The sequence below is a fragment of the Bradyrhizobium sp. 18BD genome (genome assembly GCF_054185225.1).
This window is the reverse complement of record NZ_JAVAYL010000004.1, coordinates 313,177-329,539: the sequence shown is the minus strand read 5'-3', so window position 1 is coordinate 329,539 and position 16,363 is coordinate 313,177. Positions and strand designations below refer to the sequence as shown.

Sequence of the window (16,363 nt, the reverse complement as noted above, 5' to 3'; positions counted from 1 at the left end):
TCAGGTCGACCGCGAAGCGCCCCGCCCGGCGAACCGGACGGGGCCTGGTGGGGCGCTCTTACTCGCCGGTCTTGCGCGGCCGCGACCAGAGCAGGGTGTAGCCTTCACCGCCTTCGTCGTCGAACAGGTTCGCGTAGATCGGCGCGTCGAATGAGGGGTCGTCGAGCTTGAGTGAGAGGTAATCGCGGCCCTCCTCGGAACGCTTCGACCAGGCTGCGCCGATCTCCGCGCGACCCACATAGATGCGGTGGCTGGGAGCGTTTTCGTTGGATCGGTTGGTCTCGACGACGATGCGGACGCCCTTGGCCTTCAGGCTCAGGGTCACGATCTCGCCCTGGAATTCGTTGCCGACCTTCTTGAAAGAACCGATGTTAGCCATCTCACTTCTCCTGTTGTGTTTCGAGCCCGCGACCACCGCGGCCTCGATGGCGATCTAGGGCCGAGGACGATCGGCGACGCACCCGCTGGGGCCGGAGCGCAGCGGAGGACGCCGTTGTGGCGACTTTCTTGCCTCGCGAGGAATGGGCGAAGCCCAGGGGAAGAAAGTCGCATCAACGACGTTGCGGCTCAGACGATCGAGGCGTAGCCGGTCTTCGGCCAGATCAAGCCATCAACGAGGTCACGTGTGTCTGCGTGCTGAACCACAATCTCTGGAGAAGCGCGGCTATGTCGGTTTTGCTGAACAAGAGGTCGGAACGATTCAGCGCAAAAAGAGAAACAATCTGCTGCAAAGGGCGTATCGTCTCCCAAAAAACGGAGTGGGCGACCGAGATGCGTTTTGATGGAGCCATTTGGAATGCAGGATGAGCACGGAAAAACCGGGAGAAGATCCGTGCAAAGTGGCGCGAACGAAATTCGGCGGCGGCAGTGCGTCGCACACGGTCGCGCTCGAGGCGCAGTCCAGGCTCAACGAGGTCAAGCGGAGACTCTACTGCTCTGCGTCGGAGTCCAGAGCTGTCGCTGCACTGCGCCAACCGACACGAAGGGCCAGGCCGGAGTGCATCAGACCAGCCGTCGGTTCCTGCTAGCGGAAATGCGGAGCACCCCAAAGCTGGCGGTGGAAAGAGCATTGATTTAGATCAACATGACGTTGAGCACGTCACCATCCAATTTGCGGAAATTGCATAGCGCAGGGGCGGTCTCGCTCTAATGTGGCAGGCTGTGGGATGTGTACCCGACCGTGAGACTTAGCCTACATCGCCGCCCAAAGACGAAATGCCTTTCTTTCGAGCAACATCCTTGGATGAAATTGGGAGGTTTGCGTCATGAAGATTCTCAAGACCGTTCTTTGTGGTGTGGCTTTGAGCGTGCTGACTGTTGCGTCCGCGTCCGGCCAGCAAACCACGGGTGTTCGGGGATCTCCGGATGCCACCACAACGATCGATGGTCGCTACCTGCCGCCGCCTCCCCAAAAATTCGAGGGCCAGATCAATCTCAACGCCCTTCAGTCCAAGCCGGGCTGGCCGGCGCGCGTCGTGCCGCCGAAAGGTGCTCCGAACGTGCTGCTGATCATGACCGACGACGTCGGCTTTGGTGCGCCATCGACTTTCGGCGGCGTCATTCCGACACCCGCGCTGGACCGGATCGCCGCAAACGGTCTCCGCTACAACAATTTCCACTCGACCGCATTGTGCTCGCCGACGCGGGCGGCGCTCATCACCGGGCGAAACCACCACTCGGTGGGCTTCGGCGTGATCTCCGAGATTGCGACGGGCTATCCCGGCTACAACAGCGTGATCGGCAAGGACAGCGCGACGATCGGCCGGATCCTGCTGGAGAACGGCTATCGCACGTCGTGGTTCGGCAAGAACCACAACACGCCAGTATATCAGACGAGCCTGGCGGGCCCGTTCGACCAGTGGCCGACGGGCATGGGATTCGAATACTTCTATGGCTTCATGGGCGGTGACACCGACCAGTGGACGCCGGGCAACTTGTTCCGGAACACGACCCACATCCAGCCGTACCTCGGAAAGCCTGACTGGAATCTGACCACAGCCATGGCTGACGACGCCATCCAGTGGATGAACGGGCTCAATGACGTCAATCCGGATATTCCGTTCTTCCTGTACTACGTTCCCGGAGGCACACACTCGCCGCACCATCCGACCCCCGATTGGGTCAAGAAGATCAGCGATATGCATCTGTTCGATAAGGGCTGGAATGCCGTACGCGAGCAGATCTTCGAAAACCAGAAGAAGCTTGGCGTGATTCCTGCGGATGCGAAGCTGACGCCCTGGCCCGACGACTTATTGAAGAGCTGGGACAAGCTGACGGATGTGGAGAAGAAGCTTTTCATCAAGCAAGCTGACGTTTATGCGGCCTACCTTGCCTATACCGATAATGAGATCGGCCGCGTGATCAAGTCGGTCGAGGACATGGGCAAACTTGATAATACGCTCATCATCTACGTCAGCGGCGACAATGGCGCTTCGGCTGAGGGGTCCGTTACCGGGACAGTCAATGAGGCTCTGACCTTCAACGGCATTGATCTGACTGCTGAACAGCAGATGCCATGGTATGACGCGTGGGGGTCGGCGCGAACCTATCCGCACTATGCGGTGGGATGGGCATGGGCGCTCTGCACGCCATACAAATGGACAAAGCAGATTCCATCGTTCTTCGGCGGCACGCGCCAGGGCATGGCGATCTCATGGCCGGCCAAAATCAAGGACAAGGGCGGCATCCGCTCCCAGTTCCATCATGTGATCGACATTGTGCCGACATTGCTCGAGGCCACCGGCATTCCGGCTCCGGTCATGGTCGATGGCGTCGGCCAGAAGCCGATCGAAGGCACGAGCATGGCCTATACCTTCGACAAGGCCAACGCGAACGCGCCCTCTACGCACCGAACGCAGTACTTCGAGATGCTCAGCGTGCAAGGGCTGTACAACGATGGCTGGATGCTGAGTGCGGTTCCGATCCGTGCCCCTTGGCAACTCGCCGGCGCGGCGGTCGCCGACCCTGCCACCGCGTTCAAGTTCGAACTCTACGACGTCCGCAACGACTGGACACAGTTCACCGATGTCGCGGCGAAATACCCGGTGAAGGTGCAAGAGATGCGGGACCTGATGTTCGGCGAATTCGCCAAGTATCAGGTGTTGCCGCTGGACGGCTCGGCTTCGACGCGCTTTGTCACGCCGCGTCCCAGCATGGCAGCCGGGCGCAACGTCTTCACCTATTCGGGTACGCCCATGAGCATGCCAAACGGCAACCAGCCGAGCCTGCTCAACACTTCCTTCACGATAACGGCCGAGGTCGACGTGCCGCAGAACGGGGCCGAGGGCGTGATCATTGGCGAGGGAGGACGGTTTGCAGGCTACGCGCTTTACCTGGTGAAGGGCAAACCAGTATTCACTCAGAACCTGCTGGACCTCGAACGGGTGCGCTGGGAAGGGACGGACGCCCTTGACCCCGGCAAGCACACGATCGTGTACGACTTCAACTATGACGGGCTGGGTATTGGAACCCTGGCTTTCAACAACGTGAGCGGCGTAGGTCGGGGCGGCATCGGGACCTTGAAGGTTGATGGCAAGATAGTGTCCACGAAACGGATGGAGCGGAGCATCCCCCTTGGCCTGCCGCTCGATCAGACATTCAATATCGGCACCAGCGGTGCCACGCCTGTCGACGACCGCGACTATAAGGTCCCGTTCCCGTTCACCGGCAAAATCAACAAGGTGACCCTCTCTGTCGATCCTCCTAAGCTGACGGCAGAAGATGAGAAGAAGCTGTTGGAGGCAAGTCGCGCCGCGCAGGCCGCTAAGTGATGCATCTGCTGACGCAGGCGGGCGCGTGCTAAGATTGGCGCGCCCGCACCACTGGTGAAGCTCTCAAGGCGTTGGTCCAATTTCCGGTTTGGGTCACACTGCGAAGAACTCAGATTGAGCAAATCTGATCCGCTCTGGCTCAACGAGCGGACTTCCAACTGGCAAGGCGCAACTTCGCCGATGGGCCACTTCCGGACCAACCAGAGCGCGACCATGAGTGACCCGAAGTTGAAGGGGAAGTAGTCCCATCGCTAACAGCCCGCCGGTTATGATCCAGCGGGCTATCTTCATGATGCGTTCGCTTATGAGCAGCAACAATCGCGTTTGAGGACCGAATTCGTTGGAGCGATTGCCTTGTTTTGAGGATCGGTGCTAGATCGCCGACGAAGAGGAGCGCTCTCAAACAAACAAAAAGTCATTCGCCGTCATCAAGTGCGTGAAGTTTGCAAGCGTAACTTGATCAGCTCCCGCCATGATAATGGTGCTAGTTCCGCTTTGGGTGATGACAAGGTCATCGAATGACTGCACGCCCGCAACATCAATGAAAGCTATCTTGTCATGCTGGCATTGGCTGAAATCCCGGATGAGATTGTTGGCACCGACGGTCATCAGACCATTGTCCTTAAATACAAACGTATCGGCACCTCCCTGAGCATTGCCGCTCAGTTCACCATCTCCCCACATCTCATTGCTGACTGTGCCACCTTGCCCAGCCGTCCCCGCGTATAGGACATCGCTGCCGGCCTTGGCGCGACCTGAAATTTGCGCCGCATCGCCCCATAAGAAGTTGTCGACCCGGCCGCTACCAGCGGCGTGGCCCCCGAAGATAAGATCATCGCCTCCCTGGGTAGCCCCGCCCATGACCTGTGCGTCGCCATAGAGCTGGTTTACAACGTCCGTCAAGGACCTGTCGCCGCCACTAAGACTGTCATTACCTCCGCTGGCAGCGTCGAGCATCGTAACAGCATCGCCGACGGCGAAGTTCCTGCTCCCCTGCAACGTCGCAACGTCGTCGCCGCCTTGTGCATGACCGGACATTGTGGCGCCGGCGTCCCCGTAAAAAGACACTGCGGAGCCGCCCTCGTTTATGAAAGTATCGTTGCCACCCTTAGCAAAGCCCGAGATGTCACCGCCGGCATCGCCATAGAAGGTCTTTGACATGATCGCCCCACCGGAGCCCGTGAAACGGTCGTCGCCTCCCTCAACATGGCCGGACATGTTGCCTCCGGCATCACCGTAGAACACCTGCGTTGCGAACAAGGCCCCGTTGAAGGTGTCGTTGCCACCTTTGGTGTAGCCGGTCATGTCACCGCCGGCATCCCCGTAGAATGTGTTGCCTGAGTCCGTTCTGGCTGTGAATGTGTCATCGCCGCCCTGGGCGTGGCCGGACATGTTGCTGCCGCTGTCCCCAAAAAAGATATTTGTAGCCTGCCTGGAGCCCTGGAAGCTGTCATTGCCACCCTTGCTGTGGCCAGACATGTCGCAGCCAGCATCGCCGTAAAAGGTGTGGGTGCCACCCTGTACCGTCTGAGTTATGAAAGTGTCGTCGCCGCCCTGGGCGTGACCCGACATGTCGCCACCGGCATCGCCGAAGAACGTATTGATTTGCTGTCTGCCAGTTCCACTCAAGAAGGTGTCGTTGCCGCCCTTACTGTGGTCCGACATGTCCGCGCCAGCGTCGCCGTAGGCAGTGACACCAGCCGCAGGGAGTCCGTTGAATGTGTCGTCGCCGCCCTGCGCAAAATCGAAAATGCTGCCAACCACGTCGCCATAAAATATGTAATTGGAAAGTCCGACTTCATCGAAGGTGTCGTTCCCTCCCTTCGAAAAGTCAAACATGCTGCCACCAGCATCACCGATCAGGCTCGGTGCGCCAGGGTTGCCTATCAGGTTGTCGTCGGTGCCGAATTGACGGTTGACTAGGTCGCCCGGAGTAAGCGGAACTTGCTGCCTGCGCATCGGAAGTCCTCCTCGACTGCATCCAACACAATCTTAAGGTGTTTCCTCAGGCGGCGAGCCAGCTATAAATAGGTACATCTTTGAGCCACCCCGTCGTCAAGATCGAAGTCCTCAACCGGGATAAGGCGGTATGGGCGGGTAGGTCCGCTTGGGGTCAAAGGCTGCCCTCGGCAGCCAGCATGCCCTTGGTCGGGTCACCTGTCAGAAGCGGACACCCTCGCGCTCTGGGCTAACGTCAGCGACGGGCCAAAAGCGGTCCTGGTCCGCCGTTTATCAGCGTCCCGAAAGGGCCGCCCGAAGTTTCTCTAAGTGGTATGGAGGAAGCGTTTTAGCGGCGGCGATGAGTGTAGCCACTAACATCTCGTGTGGATCTGACGGGGTCGCACCAAAGTGTTTCTTGTGCACGTCGTTCGGAACGTTGATCCGCATCTTTGTGCTGGGTGCCTTACCGTACTTGGCTAGGTATCCGTAAAGGGCTGAGCTCAGTTGGGTGCCCAGCTCGGACTCGGGATCAACCGCCGTGAACCACTGCCGAAGCTGCGCTTCGGTCCGACGTCCATCGCGGTCCTCTGCTGTGTCGATATATCCAACAGCAGTCATTCCATCGTAGCCGACAAACTTCGATGGTCCGAACCTCCACTGTCCTTCCCCATCCTGGGTCACAAGCGGGCAGATCGGGAGACATCGCCGCCGGTCCGCTACGAGCCAACAGGCGACATTACACTAAAAGCGGCCGTTAACTGAGGACGGCTTGCGCGGCGGTGTATTGCCGAGGGGACTGGGGCCGTCGCGGAGAGATCGATACCTGTTGACGATGCGCTCAGAGATAGCGGGTCGATTCTGACTAACGCGCGCGGAAAGCCAGGCTGATGCCGAATGCCATCATAGCGATGCCGGTGAAGCGCTTCTGCCAAACAATGAGCGAGCGACGACGCGCAATCCATGCGCCCACGCTACCCGACGAAAGCGCAGCAGCAGCCAGCACGCCGAAGCCTGTCGCCTTCTGAATCGCACCAAGCAAGAGCAGTTGGGCTGTCACAGAGCCGCCGACGAATTGTGGAAGGAAAGCCAGCATGAAGATCAACGGACTTGGATTGGTCATGTTGGTAATGAGCCCTTCGCGCAGCGCAGAAAGGCGGCTCACGCCGGTTGCATCGAAGGCAGCGCGCTCCGGTCTCGCCACCAGCAGGCGGACGCCGAGCCAGATGAGATAGGCAGCGCCAGCGAACCGGATCACGTAATGCGCCCATGGCCATGCGCGCACCGCGGAGGCGATCCCCAGCGCGAGGAGAGGTAACTGTATCGCGCCAGCAACAAGGGTCATGCCAATCACGGTCCACAGCGCGACGCGACGGCCCTCTCCGATGCCTCGGCTCATGACCAGAAGAGTCTCCGGGCCAGGGACGAGTTGCATCGCAAGCACGGCGATCACGAAAGCAAACAGCGTAGCAGCCGTTGGCATGCGCTATCCTTCGGATGCGTGTGTGTAAAGCGCAGGAAGCGGCGAGCGGGAGCGCTGGTTCGCGATGCAGCCGAGCTGCCTTGCAAAGCAGCCGTGCCGCCGTCAACGCGCCGATGCCATTTGCGTCGCGGGATGGCACAAGCTCAACAATATCCACGCCAACGATTTGCGCCTTCCCCGAGACACCTTCAATGAGATCGATGACTTCCCCATACCCGAGCCCGCCGGGCTGCGGCAGGAGCACGGCGGGGATGACCGATGGATCAAGCCCGTCGCAATCGATCGTAATCACGCAGCGCGCGCCGTGCGGCACATAAGCAAGGGCAGCTTCGATGCCTTCGCGGCGAACCATCGCGGCTGTGATGATTTCCGCACCCCAGCGTCTCGCAGTTTCGAGGTCGTCCGCGCGCGACCCGCCGATGCCGCGTTGCCCTACCTGCACAATCCGCTTGACCCAAGCCATCTCGCTCGCGCGCCGCATCGGGCTCGAAAAGGTGTGGCGCAGGCCGTTACGCTCATCCCGCCAATCGAGATGAGCATCGACTTGCACGATGCTAATGGGCCCGAAGTCTCGGAAGGCTTCGAAGAACGGGATCGGAACGGAGTCATCCCCACCAAGGAGAATAGGCACTGCGCCGCTCCTAAGGATCGTCTGCGTGGCCTTCCGGATCACATCCCGGTTCTGTTCGGGATAACCGGCATCCACGCGGAGATCGCCGACATCCGCTAAGCGGAAGTCTGGCGATAGCAATGGTCCCTCCTGGTCGAAATCCCAGCGCGCAAGATCGCTCGCCGCGCCGCGCAGCGAATGTCGAATGGCTTGTGGCGCATCCGCAGCATGACTGGCCTCGCCGACGCGATGGGGGGTCGCTTCCGATGCGCCGACAATAACGGCATCAAATCCTGCCACGATTGTTTCGAGCTGGCAGGGAGCCGCGTTAAGGAATGTCCTGAGCAAAATGGGCACTCATTCTGATGACGGCAATGCGCCCGTTGGTCCGCGGTGCCGTACGCCTTTGAGCGCAAGGTGGCGCAAAAGACCTCACCGGTCTTGCCGCGGAACTCCGCATCGATCAGCAGACGAGACTCCGGCCACACTGAGCCTTATAAGTCCTGTTACAGTCCAAGATACCGACTGGTGCCGGCCGACGCTTCCGCCCAGCTAATGATCGATTTGCCCTATAGTTCCTTTGGGGCATCCGCGGTTTGCAAAGCCCCAATAGATACCGGACTGGGGCCAAGATTTCTCATTGAGGTCCGCTTGGGTCAAAATGCGACTTCAAACCCTGTTTTCAGGGCTGGTCCGGTCTACGCCGGATAGCGGACGCTGCGGTGCTTCGCGTGAAGGTCAGCAGCGGGCCAATTGCGGAAGTCGAAGTCTCAGGCTTCGGGCGTGTTTAGCGAAGGCCATCAGGGAGCTTTGCCGCATCACCGCAAACCAATTGATGTACCTTCGCTTCGACGATTTGAGCACGCTTCAGGTCCATGTTGGTTAGCACCTCGAAGACCTTGGCAGCGCAGTCAAATTGAAGCTCGAACAGATTGCTCTTGTTGAACGCTTCCCCGTCGATGATGTAGGCGGCGGCGTAGTGCGCAGGTTTCTTGCTTAAGTCAATCGCGAATTTGGTGCTATCGTCGGCGCTCATTATCTGCCAATTCGGTTTTACGAGCTTGCCCCGCCAGTTGACATAGCCGTAGCGCCAGTGAAGGGGCGATGTCGGTGGTGTCACATTGTCAGATGACTGAGCCCAGACGTTCGCTGGCAACGCCGCTAGAACCAACATGAGAACCTTAGTTCCGCGCTTCATTGAGCACCCTCGCATCGCAACACCACGCACAGCCGTTCATTATGACACCTACCAAGCTGAACAACCCATTGCGGCCGCTTTGGGTCAAAATGCGAAGCAGTCAGAGCGAGCAAATCAAGTCCGCTTCGCAGATGGGCCACAAACGGAAGTCGCCAAGGCTGACGCATCCGCGCAACTCTATATTAAGGATGAATGCCAGCGTCGCGTGTGGCCGCTCAGTGCGCGTTTAGTGTGCCTATCGTCGCGGCTCGTTAATCGCCGCTTGTCGATTCGTGCGCCGATCACGATTTCGTTGGATAGCTGCGCCATTGGATGAAGGTGTGTCATGTGGAACAGGATTGCCCTCGGATTTGTGGGTCTATTTTTCACATTCTCAGCGGGGATGCAGTTGCAGTTGTGGTGGGACAAAGGGCAGGTCCGCAGGTATTACTATAGACGTGAAGGCGCTTCGTACCTCGTGAATTATGATTTGGAGCCAATTACGTACGGCGCACTGGTCCTTACCTTCGTCCTTGGCCTTGTTGCAGGGCTTTGCATGGTGTGGGTGGCACTCGGCGGTAAGCTACCGTGGATGCGCTAGTCCGAAGTTATGCGGTTTTGACGTCAGGTCCGCTGTAGGTCTTGGCTGTGCGAAAACGCCAACACGCTCAATCGCGATAGAAGAAGTTATTCGTCCAAAACCGCTCTAGCCGCTCAACGCGCAAGGATTGAACTTCGAGGTGGAGCTGGGAAATATCATTCTTCGCCGCGTTTCGATTTTTGAGTTTTTACACAGCCACGGTCAATCGCGGCGATCTTCCCGCTGCTTGGACTGTCCGCTTTGCCCCTCGTGAGCCGACAGATGGAGGAAGGCCGCATTTCGTCGGTATGGGCCAGAAGCGGTCATTCCCGAACCGCGCTCTGCTCGAGAGCCGGCCATTTCCAAGCCCATGCGAACCAATGCATCTCTGGTCAGGACGCCGGGCCCTCGAAGGCCGCTCGCCACAGAACAGTGTCCGTGACGGGCACCGAAGCTTCATAGACCGGCCGGTTGAGGTCGAGAACAACCGATGACACCGACGCCCCCGGGCGTGCGAGCCGCCGACACGTCGCCGCGACCGATCTCAGAGGTGCTTCACCATCGGGCAAGCGCTCTCGCTCAGCGGCCGCACGGCTTTCTCAGCCGGCACTGTGGCAAGAACCTTGAGATAATCGAACGAGTATCTGGATTCCGAGGGCTTCTTCACCTGCAGCAGATAATAAGGCCGCATCACACGGCCGTCCTCGCGCACCGTGCCCTTGGTGTAGAAGTCGTCAATCGGCAGTTCCTTCATCTTGGCGACTACCTTTGTCGCATCGGTCGTGCCAGCTGCCGCCACCGCCTTGAGGTAATGCAACGTCGCGCCGTAGGTCCCTGCATGGATCATGCTTGGAGGCTTACCAACGTTGCGCACGAGGAAGCGCTTGGTCCAGGCGCGGGTCGCGTCGTCGAGGTCCCAGAAGAACGTCTCACTCGCAGTCAGGCCCTGCGCCGCTTCGAGGCCAAGCGCGTGGGTGTCGGGAAATTGTAGCAGAAGCGCAGCCACGCGCTGGTCGCCGCCGCGGCCCAAGCCGAATTCCGCGGCCTGTTTGATCGCGTTGATGGTATCGCCGCCAGCATTCGAGAGAGCGACGATTTTCGCCTTCGAGGCTTGCGCCTGCAGGAGAAAGGACGAGAAGTCGGCGGTATTGAGCGGATGGCGCACGGCCCCCACCACCTTGCCACCGGCGGCCGCGACGAATGCTGAGGTGTCGCGCTCGAGGGCATGCCCGAATGCGTAGTCGGCGGTGATGAAAAACCAGCTATCCCCACCCTGCTTCACCAGTGCCTGCCCGATCGTCGCGGCAAGGCCGTAGGTGTCGAAGCTCCAGTGCACGCCGTGCGGCGAACAGGCTTTTCCGGAGAGATCCGACGTGGCGGCGCCGGTGTTGATGTCAACCGCGTCGTGCGTGCGCGTCACCTCGCGCACAGCGAGCCCCACAGCCGAATTGGGAATGTCGAGGATGAGGTTGACGCCCTCGGTCTCGATCCACTGCCGCGCGATGTTTGCGCCGACGTCGGGCTTGTTTTGGTGGTCGGCGAAGATGACTTCGACCGGTCGGCCCAGCACCTTGCCGCCGTAGTCCTCGACCGCCATGTGCGCAGCGTGGACCGAGCCCATGCCGGTCAGATCCGCGTACAGTCCCGTCTGGTCGTTGAGGACACCGAGCTTAACCGGCTGCTGCGCGACCGCGGAGGCGGTCAGCCCCGCTCCCCACAACAGGAGCGCAGCGATAATGTTGCGACGCATGAAAACCCTCCCGTTGCCGTAGCGACCGCTGAACGCCGGTGGTCTTGGCATGATGGTACAGGGGAAGGGCATCACTGCAAAGCGGGGCGTTGGCATTTACTTCCGCGCCGCACATCAGCGCGGCATGGCAGCGACCGAGCGGGCATGTCCGGTGTGGGGCGGTCATGAGCGCCGTTTTGCCGGCCCAGGCGTCACTTCCGGTCTACCCTGAGCAGCAGACGTTGTGACCGGCCGTTAGCAGGTCTCTTGGCCACGAGCCGACATTCACTGTGCGAGAGGCCGACGTTGAGTGAAGCGGCCGTATGTTCGGCCGTTCCGCGCGAGCCGCGCTGTCGACGTTGGAAGGAAGGCCGCCAAGGCGGGCGGCCTCCTGGTCAGTTATTGCGGCACGCGGTCTGGGAGCTATTTCTCGACTTCGACGGCATACCTGCGCACGACCTTTACTGCCTTGTCACGCTGGGGAGCAAGGTCCGCCCAGGCTTTCGATTTGTAGAATGCCACCGCGTCATCTACGCTGTCCCATTCGGTGAGTGCTGCACTCTTGGGGGGTGCGCCCCCTCTATCTGAACAACCCTTCCGGCCGCGGTACGCAAGGCGCGACCATGAGCGTCTGCTATCAGATTGCGGGCCGTAGGCAGGTAAGCGGCCTGGGCCGAAGCATCGAGGATTTCATTTTCGCTGATGACGTAGGCTTTCAGCTTTGCCCCTTGAGCGTGGAGGCCCTGGACAGCAATGGCGCCGATTGCGATGCCTGCGAGCAATGTCATCGAATATTGTATTCTCACGACTTCCTCCCAGTTGCTTGCCGATGATCCGGCAGCCAATAGTACTGCTTTTTAAGACCGAGCAGTGAGCAATCTAGGACACCGGCTTCGGAATAGTCCGGCACTCGGCGTCTAACGCAACATGAAAGAGCTTCGTCCGCTTCGGGTCTTGGCCGTGTAAAAACGCCGGTCCCTGGGCGGTCGGGCGGAAGCCATGACGGGCTTGGTGTCAGGCCGCGATCGCAGCCATCAGCGGCTTGATCCCGACGATGTTCATGACCCGTGTCAGATTGTAGGCCAGGACGGAGAGCGCCATTTCGGCCGCCACTTTCGGAAGCGTTTTGGTCGGGAAGTGGTCGCTCCCATACGGGCCTTCATGGTGCCGAACGGATGTTCGACTGTTTCGCGACGCGCTGCAGCGTTCATCGCTGCCAACGGCTCGCGTGCCTCCGACGTCCAGCTTTCCCTCCCCCTCGAGGGCGCCGCCTGGTTAATAGCACCATCAGATCAGGGCGTTTCCAAAAGAAAACACGCATAGGATCGTCCCCGGCGCGCGCGCCCACGCTTGCATGGCCTTGTTGGCAGCCCGTAGAACCGACGGGCGCAGGATTTGAATTGCATCGCGAATGGATACACTGATCGGCTGACGGCCGATCCGGCCGCGCAGTCGAGCAACCCGCAGCGCGCGCACCATCGTTTCGGGATCGGGAAGGCCTCTTTTATCTTTCAAAAGGGTCCACGTCAGACGCTTGAGATCGAACGTCTCCTGGTCAATTTGAGGAAACGATCCGGATGCCGTGATGCTGGCATGGTCAGTCATGTCGTAGAAGACAAGACCATCGTCGATCGCCACCATATCGCCATGGCAGGCCAGATCGATAAAGAACAGTTGATCCACGCCCCAACTTATCGACCGATGGTTTCGCATCCGGCAGCCGGCTCTGACGACTTTGCTGTTGACCAGCAATGTCGAAGGGACAATTCCGAGCAGCCGTGTCTTGCCCGCCAAATAAAGATCCACCAGGCACCCCTGGCTGGAATATAGGTAGGTCTCGCTTCCTCGGCGGGACCTTATGCCTTCGTCCTGAACTAGATGGCATGTTGAGGTTATGAATGCCGCGTCTGGATAAGCCGTCGCTAGTTCAGCGAACCTCCGGAGTGCCTCTGGCACGAGCCAGTCGTCGTCATGCAACAATTTGATTTGGTGGCCGCGGCACGCAAGCATCGCGTTATTTGTATTGTCGACCTGACCACGGCCTCTTCGGTTTTCGATAACTTGGATGCGCGGCTCCTCGCGGGCGTACTCGCACAGGATATGCCAAGTCTCCCCCATCGGCCCTTCGTCATCGCTTATAACCAGTTCCCAATCGGAGAAGTCCTGCTGGAGCACACTTTCGACCGCACGGCGCGCCATGTCTGGACGGCGGAAGGTGGGTATGGCGACCGAAATGAGTGGCTGAAGTTCCGAGCCTCGAGTTCGGCTGCGCGGTTCGGCCTGCAACTTGTCCATTCGGAGCTCCTCAGTGATCGCGGCGGTGACGCTCGCGCGTGGAGGTCGTCCTCAGCACGGTCGGGGCGCAACTGATCCGAAGGCAACGTCGAACGTTCTCGCGCTGAGCAAGCTGCCTTCGCCGGACGCTGGGCACTGAGAGGCGCATAGTCATCGTCCATATGCATGACGCCGGCCGTTCGCCGCGATGTTGGAGCAGACACAACGGCGAGACGATTCACATATGCTAATGTCGATGCAACTTAGAACAAGGAAAACTCGGCAGAACGCGCGTTGGTTAGTGAAACCAATGAGTCGCCCGCCATCCCCTTTCGCGCTACTTTTAGCGGCCATGTTGGCACTATCCGACTATTTGAGCATTTTGCGATAGTCGCGAATGCGGTTCGGCTCTACCGGGAAGAGTCGGCATTCCCGCGTCCGCTGAGCTTCTCGTCTTGGAAATCGTGAAGCCAACGGAACGACGTTGAGCGCAGCTTAATGTCAGCTGGAGACATCAACTATGGAACATCTCGGAAAGGGCGAAATCCTCGCGCTCGCCGTTTTGGCAGTGCTCCTGGTTTTGATTGGCGTCGGGGCGGTTTCGATATGGAATGCAAAGGGAGTTCAGATCGGCAATTACGGCTGGATCGCGCTAGGCGTCGGCATGTTTTTCTCTGTGCTCGTCGGATGCGGACTAATGGTGCCGATTTTCCTTGGGGGCCGCGGCGGTCACGACGACAGATCTGATCCCTTTTGAAGGAAGATGGCCCCGGCCTGTGGGGGCTTTGAGGGGTGTAAGGCCGGGGCCGCTGGAGGGTGCTTGGTATCGGTTGCACCAAGCATTGGCGAGCCTACTCAGATCGAAGCTTTGTTCTGTTCGATTTCGCACAGTTCCATTGCATATTTTTCCCGGGCGTCATTCGGGGGGCTACTGAACCCAATCGCTAAGATGGGCGCCGGTCTCCGCGACCCTGGCTCGCCTCAGTACTGCGTCACGCTCCGGTCCCGCCGGCAACTGAGCGGCCTGCTCTTTGAGCTTGGCAGCCTGTTCGGCCATGCGTTCCTCGAGGGATCGGGTTTGCTGCACCCGACGGCGGCGCTGGGTCATGGAGAACCTCCTAGAGCCGCTAGCGACAACTCTTGACGCGCGCGACTCTTATTCGGTTCCACGAGTGAAACTAACCTTGGTCTTGGGAGTTGGCGGCGGCCGACACGCATAGCTCGATCGAGCCTTTCACTCTGGTTGCCTAGGTCCTTTCTCTCGCTCCAGCCGAGCAACCCGGCGGCGGCCGTCCCACAATTCAACAGCCGGGTGCGCTTCTAAGAGTTTCTCGGCTCGAGCTTGCGCGTCTTTATCTGTCGGGCAATCGATCTCGTAGACTGCACGAGCAGTGCCGGATAAATCGACCGCGTACGCAATATACCGCATCGCAGTCCTCAATTTGGAGAGTTGCTACAACGATTCATTCGGCGCTCGGTCGTTCCTACGGCTGTGTCTTATGGCATCTTATTGAAACGAGTTCATGCGCAGACGAGCCCCGTCGCGGGCGCCGCGCTCTCCTTGCGATAGGATCAAGCAACGCGTTTCTTATTGCTTTGGTCGTTCTGCATGGATGTGCAGTACGTACAGTGTGTTCTGAAACTCGTCCGCGACTTCCATGCGCCATGCCCGGTGGGGCGTCAGCTTTCCGTCAAGGCCTTGAAGAATTTGCCCAGCTGTAACCGTGGCCTCATGCCAAGCGGCGTGTTTGTCGGGAAACTCTCGACCTCGGTCGTCAGGTTCGTAGCGCTCGTGAGTGACGTGGAAGAAGTATCTCGGCATGCCTGAAAAATGCACGATTGGCGAAACTAGTTCCTTTTGAGGGGCTCAAACCTTGCGAGCTTGGTCGCTTCTTCCCAAAGCTCTACGGCGTGTCCATCTACAAGCAGCTTGGCCCGTTCCCGTGCAGCCGCCTCGTCCTCAGCCTCGATGTCCACCCTGAAAGCTATGTGTCCATCTTCGCCCATGAGGTAAGCGCGAAATCCTCGCATGTCCCAGATCCGAAATCCGCACCGTTCAGAAGCAGCGCGACTTCTACGGCAACCTAGCCCTTGAGCCGCGCCGATAGCCGACCAGCGCTCGCCACTCCATTGCGGCAATGATGAGTGCGATCGCCGCCGTCCCCACCCCGGTCATGATCAGCAGCATTTCCAGCATAAGGGGCCTCGCACCGTGACGAAGTTCCTAAGTGCCAAAGTGGACATTTGTTCCTAAAAACCGCGAGCGAACGGCTCCAGCCCTCGGCTAGGCTGGAGCCGTGTTGTTACTCGACTTCGGCCAAATACTGGGAGCCGGCCAGAAGCGGGATTGAAACGCAGAATGGCCGACAAACGTTCGGGCGCTCCGATTCACAATTCCGCACCTCCGCGACTATCTTCAAGCCGTCAGTAAGCGTGGCGTTTTGAGTATGCCCGGCCGCAGCTGGACACCTTCGATCGTGCCCCGCGGAGACGATCAGACGGTCTACCTCGTGAAGGACGATCTCGGCCGCAACGGCGCCGTTTGGCGCGAGGCCGAAGCGGAGACAACCGACCTCGAGACGGTCATCACCGACTTGATGTCCGGGGAGTACAAGGACCCGGTCCGGATCGTCGCCTTCAACATCGCCGAGCGTTGGTCTGAGGACGTGCCCGAAGACGTCGCTCGCGAGATCCGCCGACGGTTCGACCTGCAGTTTGCCGACGTGCCTTCAAGCCTGCAGGACTTCGTCGAGCGGCATGAGGGCCATCACCGGCAGCTGGCGTTGCGGCTGGTCTAGGCGA

At 59.5% G+C, this 16,363-nt stretch carries 12 protein-coding genes and 2 pseudogenes; 3 read left to right on the top strand and 11 right to left on the bottom strand.

Annotated features, from left to right (window positions below; genetic code table 11):
* Window positions 1–58: 58 nt before the first annotated feature.
* A complete protein-coding gene (locus tag RAD16_RS09900) occupies window positions 59–379 on the bottom strand; it encodes a DUF736 domain-containing protein (RefSeq protein ID WP_458157674.1) in 321 nt (106 codons plus the stop codon).
* Window positions 380–1,265: 886 nt separating this feature from the next.
* Here RAD16_RS09900 and RAD16_RS09895 point away from each other — a divergent pair.
* Window positions 1,266–3,770 (top strand): arylsulfatase, encoded by a 2,505-nt coding sequence (locus tag RAD16_RS09895; protein WP_458157673.1) that lies wholly within the window; start codon window positions 1,266–1,268, stop codon window positions 3,768–3,770.
* Between the two features lie 399 nt (window positions 3,771–4,169).
* On the opposite strand, the gene RAD16_RS09890 is transcribed toward RAD16_RS09895, so the two are convergent.
* The 7 genes and pseudogenes from RAD16_RS09890 to RAD16_RS09860 all read right to left on the bottom strand — a co-directional run bounded on the left by RAD16_RS09890 (window position 4,170) and on the right by RAD16_RS09860 (window position 13,582).
* Window positions 4,170–5,729: a hypothetical protein gene (locus RAD16_RS09890; protein ID WP_458157672.1), complete on the bottom strand. Its 1,560-nt coding sequence runs from the start codon at window positions 5,727–5,729 to the stop codon at window positions 4,170–4,172.
* An 844-nt stretch (window positions 5,730–6,573) separates the two neighbouring features.
* Window positions 6,574–7,191 carry a LysE family translocator gene (locus RAD16_RS09885; RefSeq protein WP_458157671.1) on the bottom strand — a complete coding sequence of 206 codons (618 nt, stop codon included), beginning with the start codon at window positions 7,189–7,191 and terminating at the stop codon, window positions 6,574–6,576.
* 139 nt (window positions 7,192–7,330) lie between these two features.
* A pseudogene (locus RAD16_RS09880) lies at window positions 7,331–8,101 on the bottom strand (arginase family protein); the annotation flags it as partial.
* A gap of 487 nt (window positions 8,102–8,588) precedes the next feature.
* Window positions 8,589–8,999 carry a hypothetical protein gene (locus RAD16_RS09875; protein ID WP_458157670.1) on the bottom strand — a complete coding sequence of 137 codons (411 nt, stop codon included), beginning with the start codon at window positions 8,997–8,999 and terminating at the stop codon, window positions 8,589–8,591.
* 1,103 nt (window positions 9,000–10,102) lie between these two features.
* The gene (locus tag RAD16_RS09870; RefSeq protein WP_458157804.1) at window positions 10,103–11,308 is read right to left on the bottom strand and encodes an ABC transporter substrate-binding protein; all 1,206 of its coding nucleotides are present in this window, start codon (window positions 11,306–11,308) and stop codon (window positions 10,103–10,105) included.
* Window positions 11,309–12,301: 993 nt separating this feature from the next.
* A pseudogene (locus RAD16_RS09865) lies at window positions 12,302–12,483 on the bottom strand (transposase); the annotation flags it as partial.
* A gap of 91 nt (window positions 12,484–12,574) precedes the next feature.
* Entirely contained in the window at window positions 12,575–13,582 is a 1,008-nt protein-coding gene (locus RAD16_RS09860; RefSeq protein WP_458157669.1) for a glycosyltransferase family 2 protein, read from the bottom strand.
* Window positions 13,583–14,081: 499 nt separating this feature from the next.
* On the opposite strand from RAD16_RS09860, the gene RAD16_RS09855 reads away from it, so the two are divergent.
* Window positions 14,082–14,318: a hypothetical protein gene (locus RAD16_RS09855; protein ID WP_458157668.1), complete on the top strand. Its 237-nt coding sequence runs from the start codon at window positions 14,082–14,084 to the stop codon at window positions 14,316–14,318.
* A 171-nt stretch (window positions 14,319–14,489) separates the two neighbouring features.
* Here RAD16_RS09855 and RAD16_RS09850 read toward each other — a convergent pair whose 3' ends face one another.
* The 3 genes from RAD16_RS09850 to RAD16_RS09840 all read right to left on the bottom strand — a co-directional run bounded on the left by RAD16_RS09850 (window position 14,490) and on the right by RAD16_RS09840 (window position 15,758).
* The gene (locus RAD16_RS09850; RefSeq protein ID WP_458157667.1) at window positions 14,490–14,669 is read right to left on the bottom strand and encodes a hypothetical protein; all 180 of its coding nucleotides are present in this window, start codon (window positions 14,667–14,669) and stop codon (window positions 14,490–14,492) included.
* 480 nt (window positions 14,670–15,149) lie between these two features.
* On the bottom strand, window positions 15,150–15,383 hold the full coding sequence (locus tag RAD16_RS09845) for a DUF6894 family protein (protein ID WP_458157803.1): 234 nt from the start codon (window positions 15,381–15,383) through the stop codon (window positions 15,150–15,152).
* Window positions 15,384–15,635: 252 nt separating this feature from the next.
* On the bottom strand, window positions 15,636–15,758 hold the full coding sequence (locus tag RAD16_RS09840; protein WP_458157666.1) for a hypothetical protein: 123 nt from the start codon (window positions 15,756–15,758) through the stop codon (window positions 15,636–15,638).
* Window positions 15,759–16,008: 250 nt separating this feature from the next.
* On the opposite strand from RAD16_RS09840, the gene RAD16_RS09835 reads away from it, so the two are divergent.
* A complete protein-coding gene (locus RAD16_RS09835; RefSeq protein WP_458157665.1) occupies window positions 16,009–16,359 on the top strand; it encodes a hypothetical protein in 351 nt (116 codons plus the stop codon).
* The last annotated feature ends 4 nt before the right edge of the window (window positions 16,360–16,363 follow it).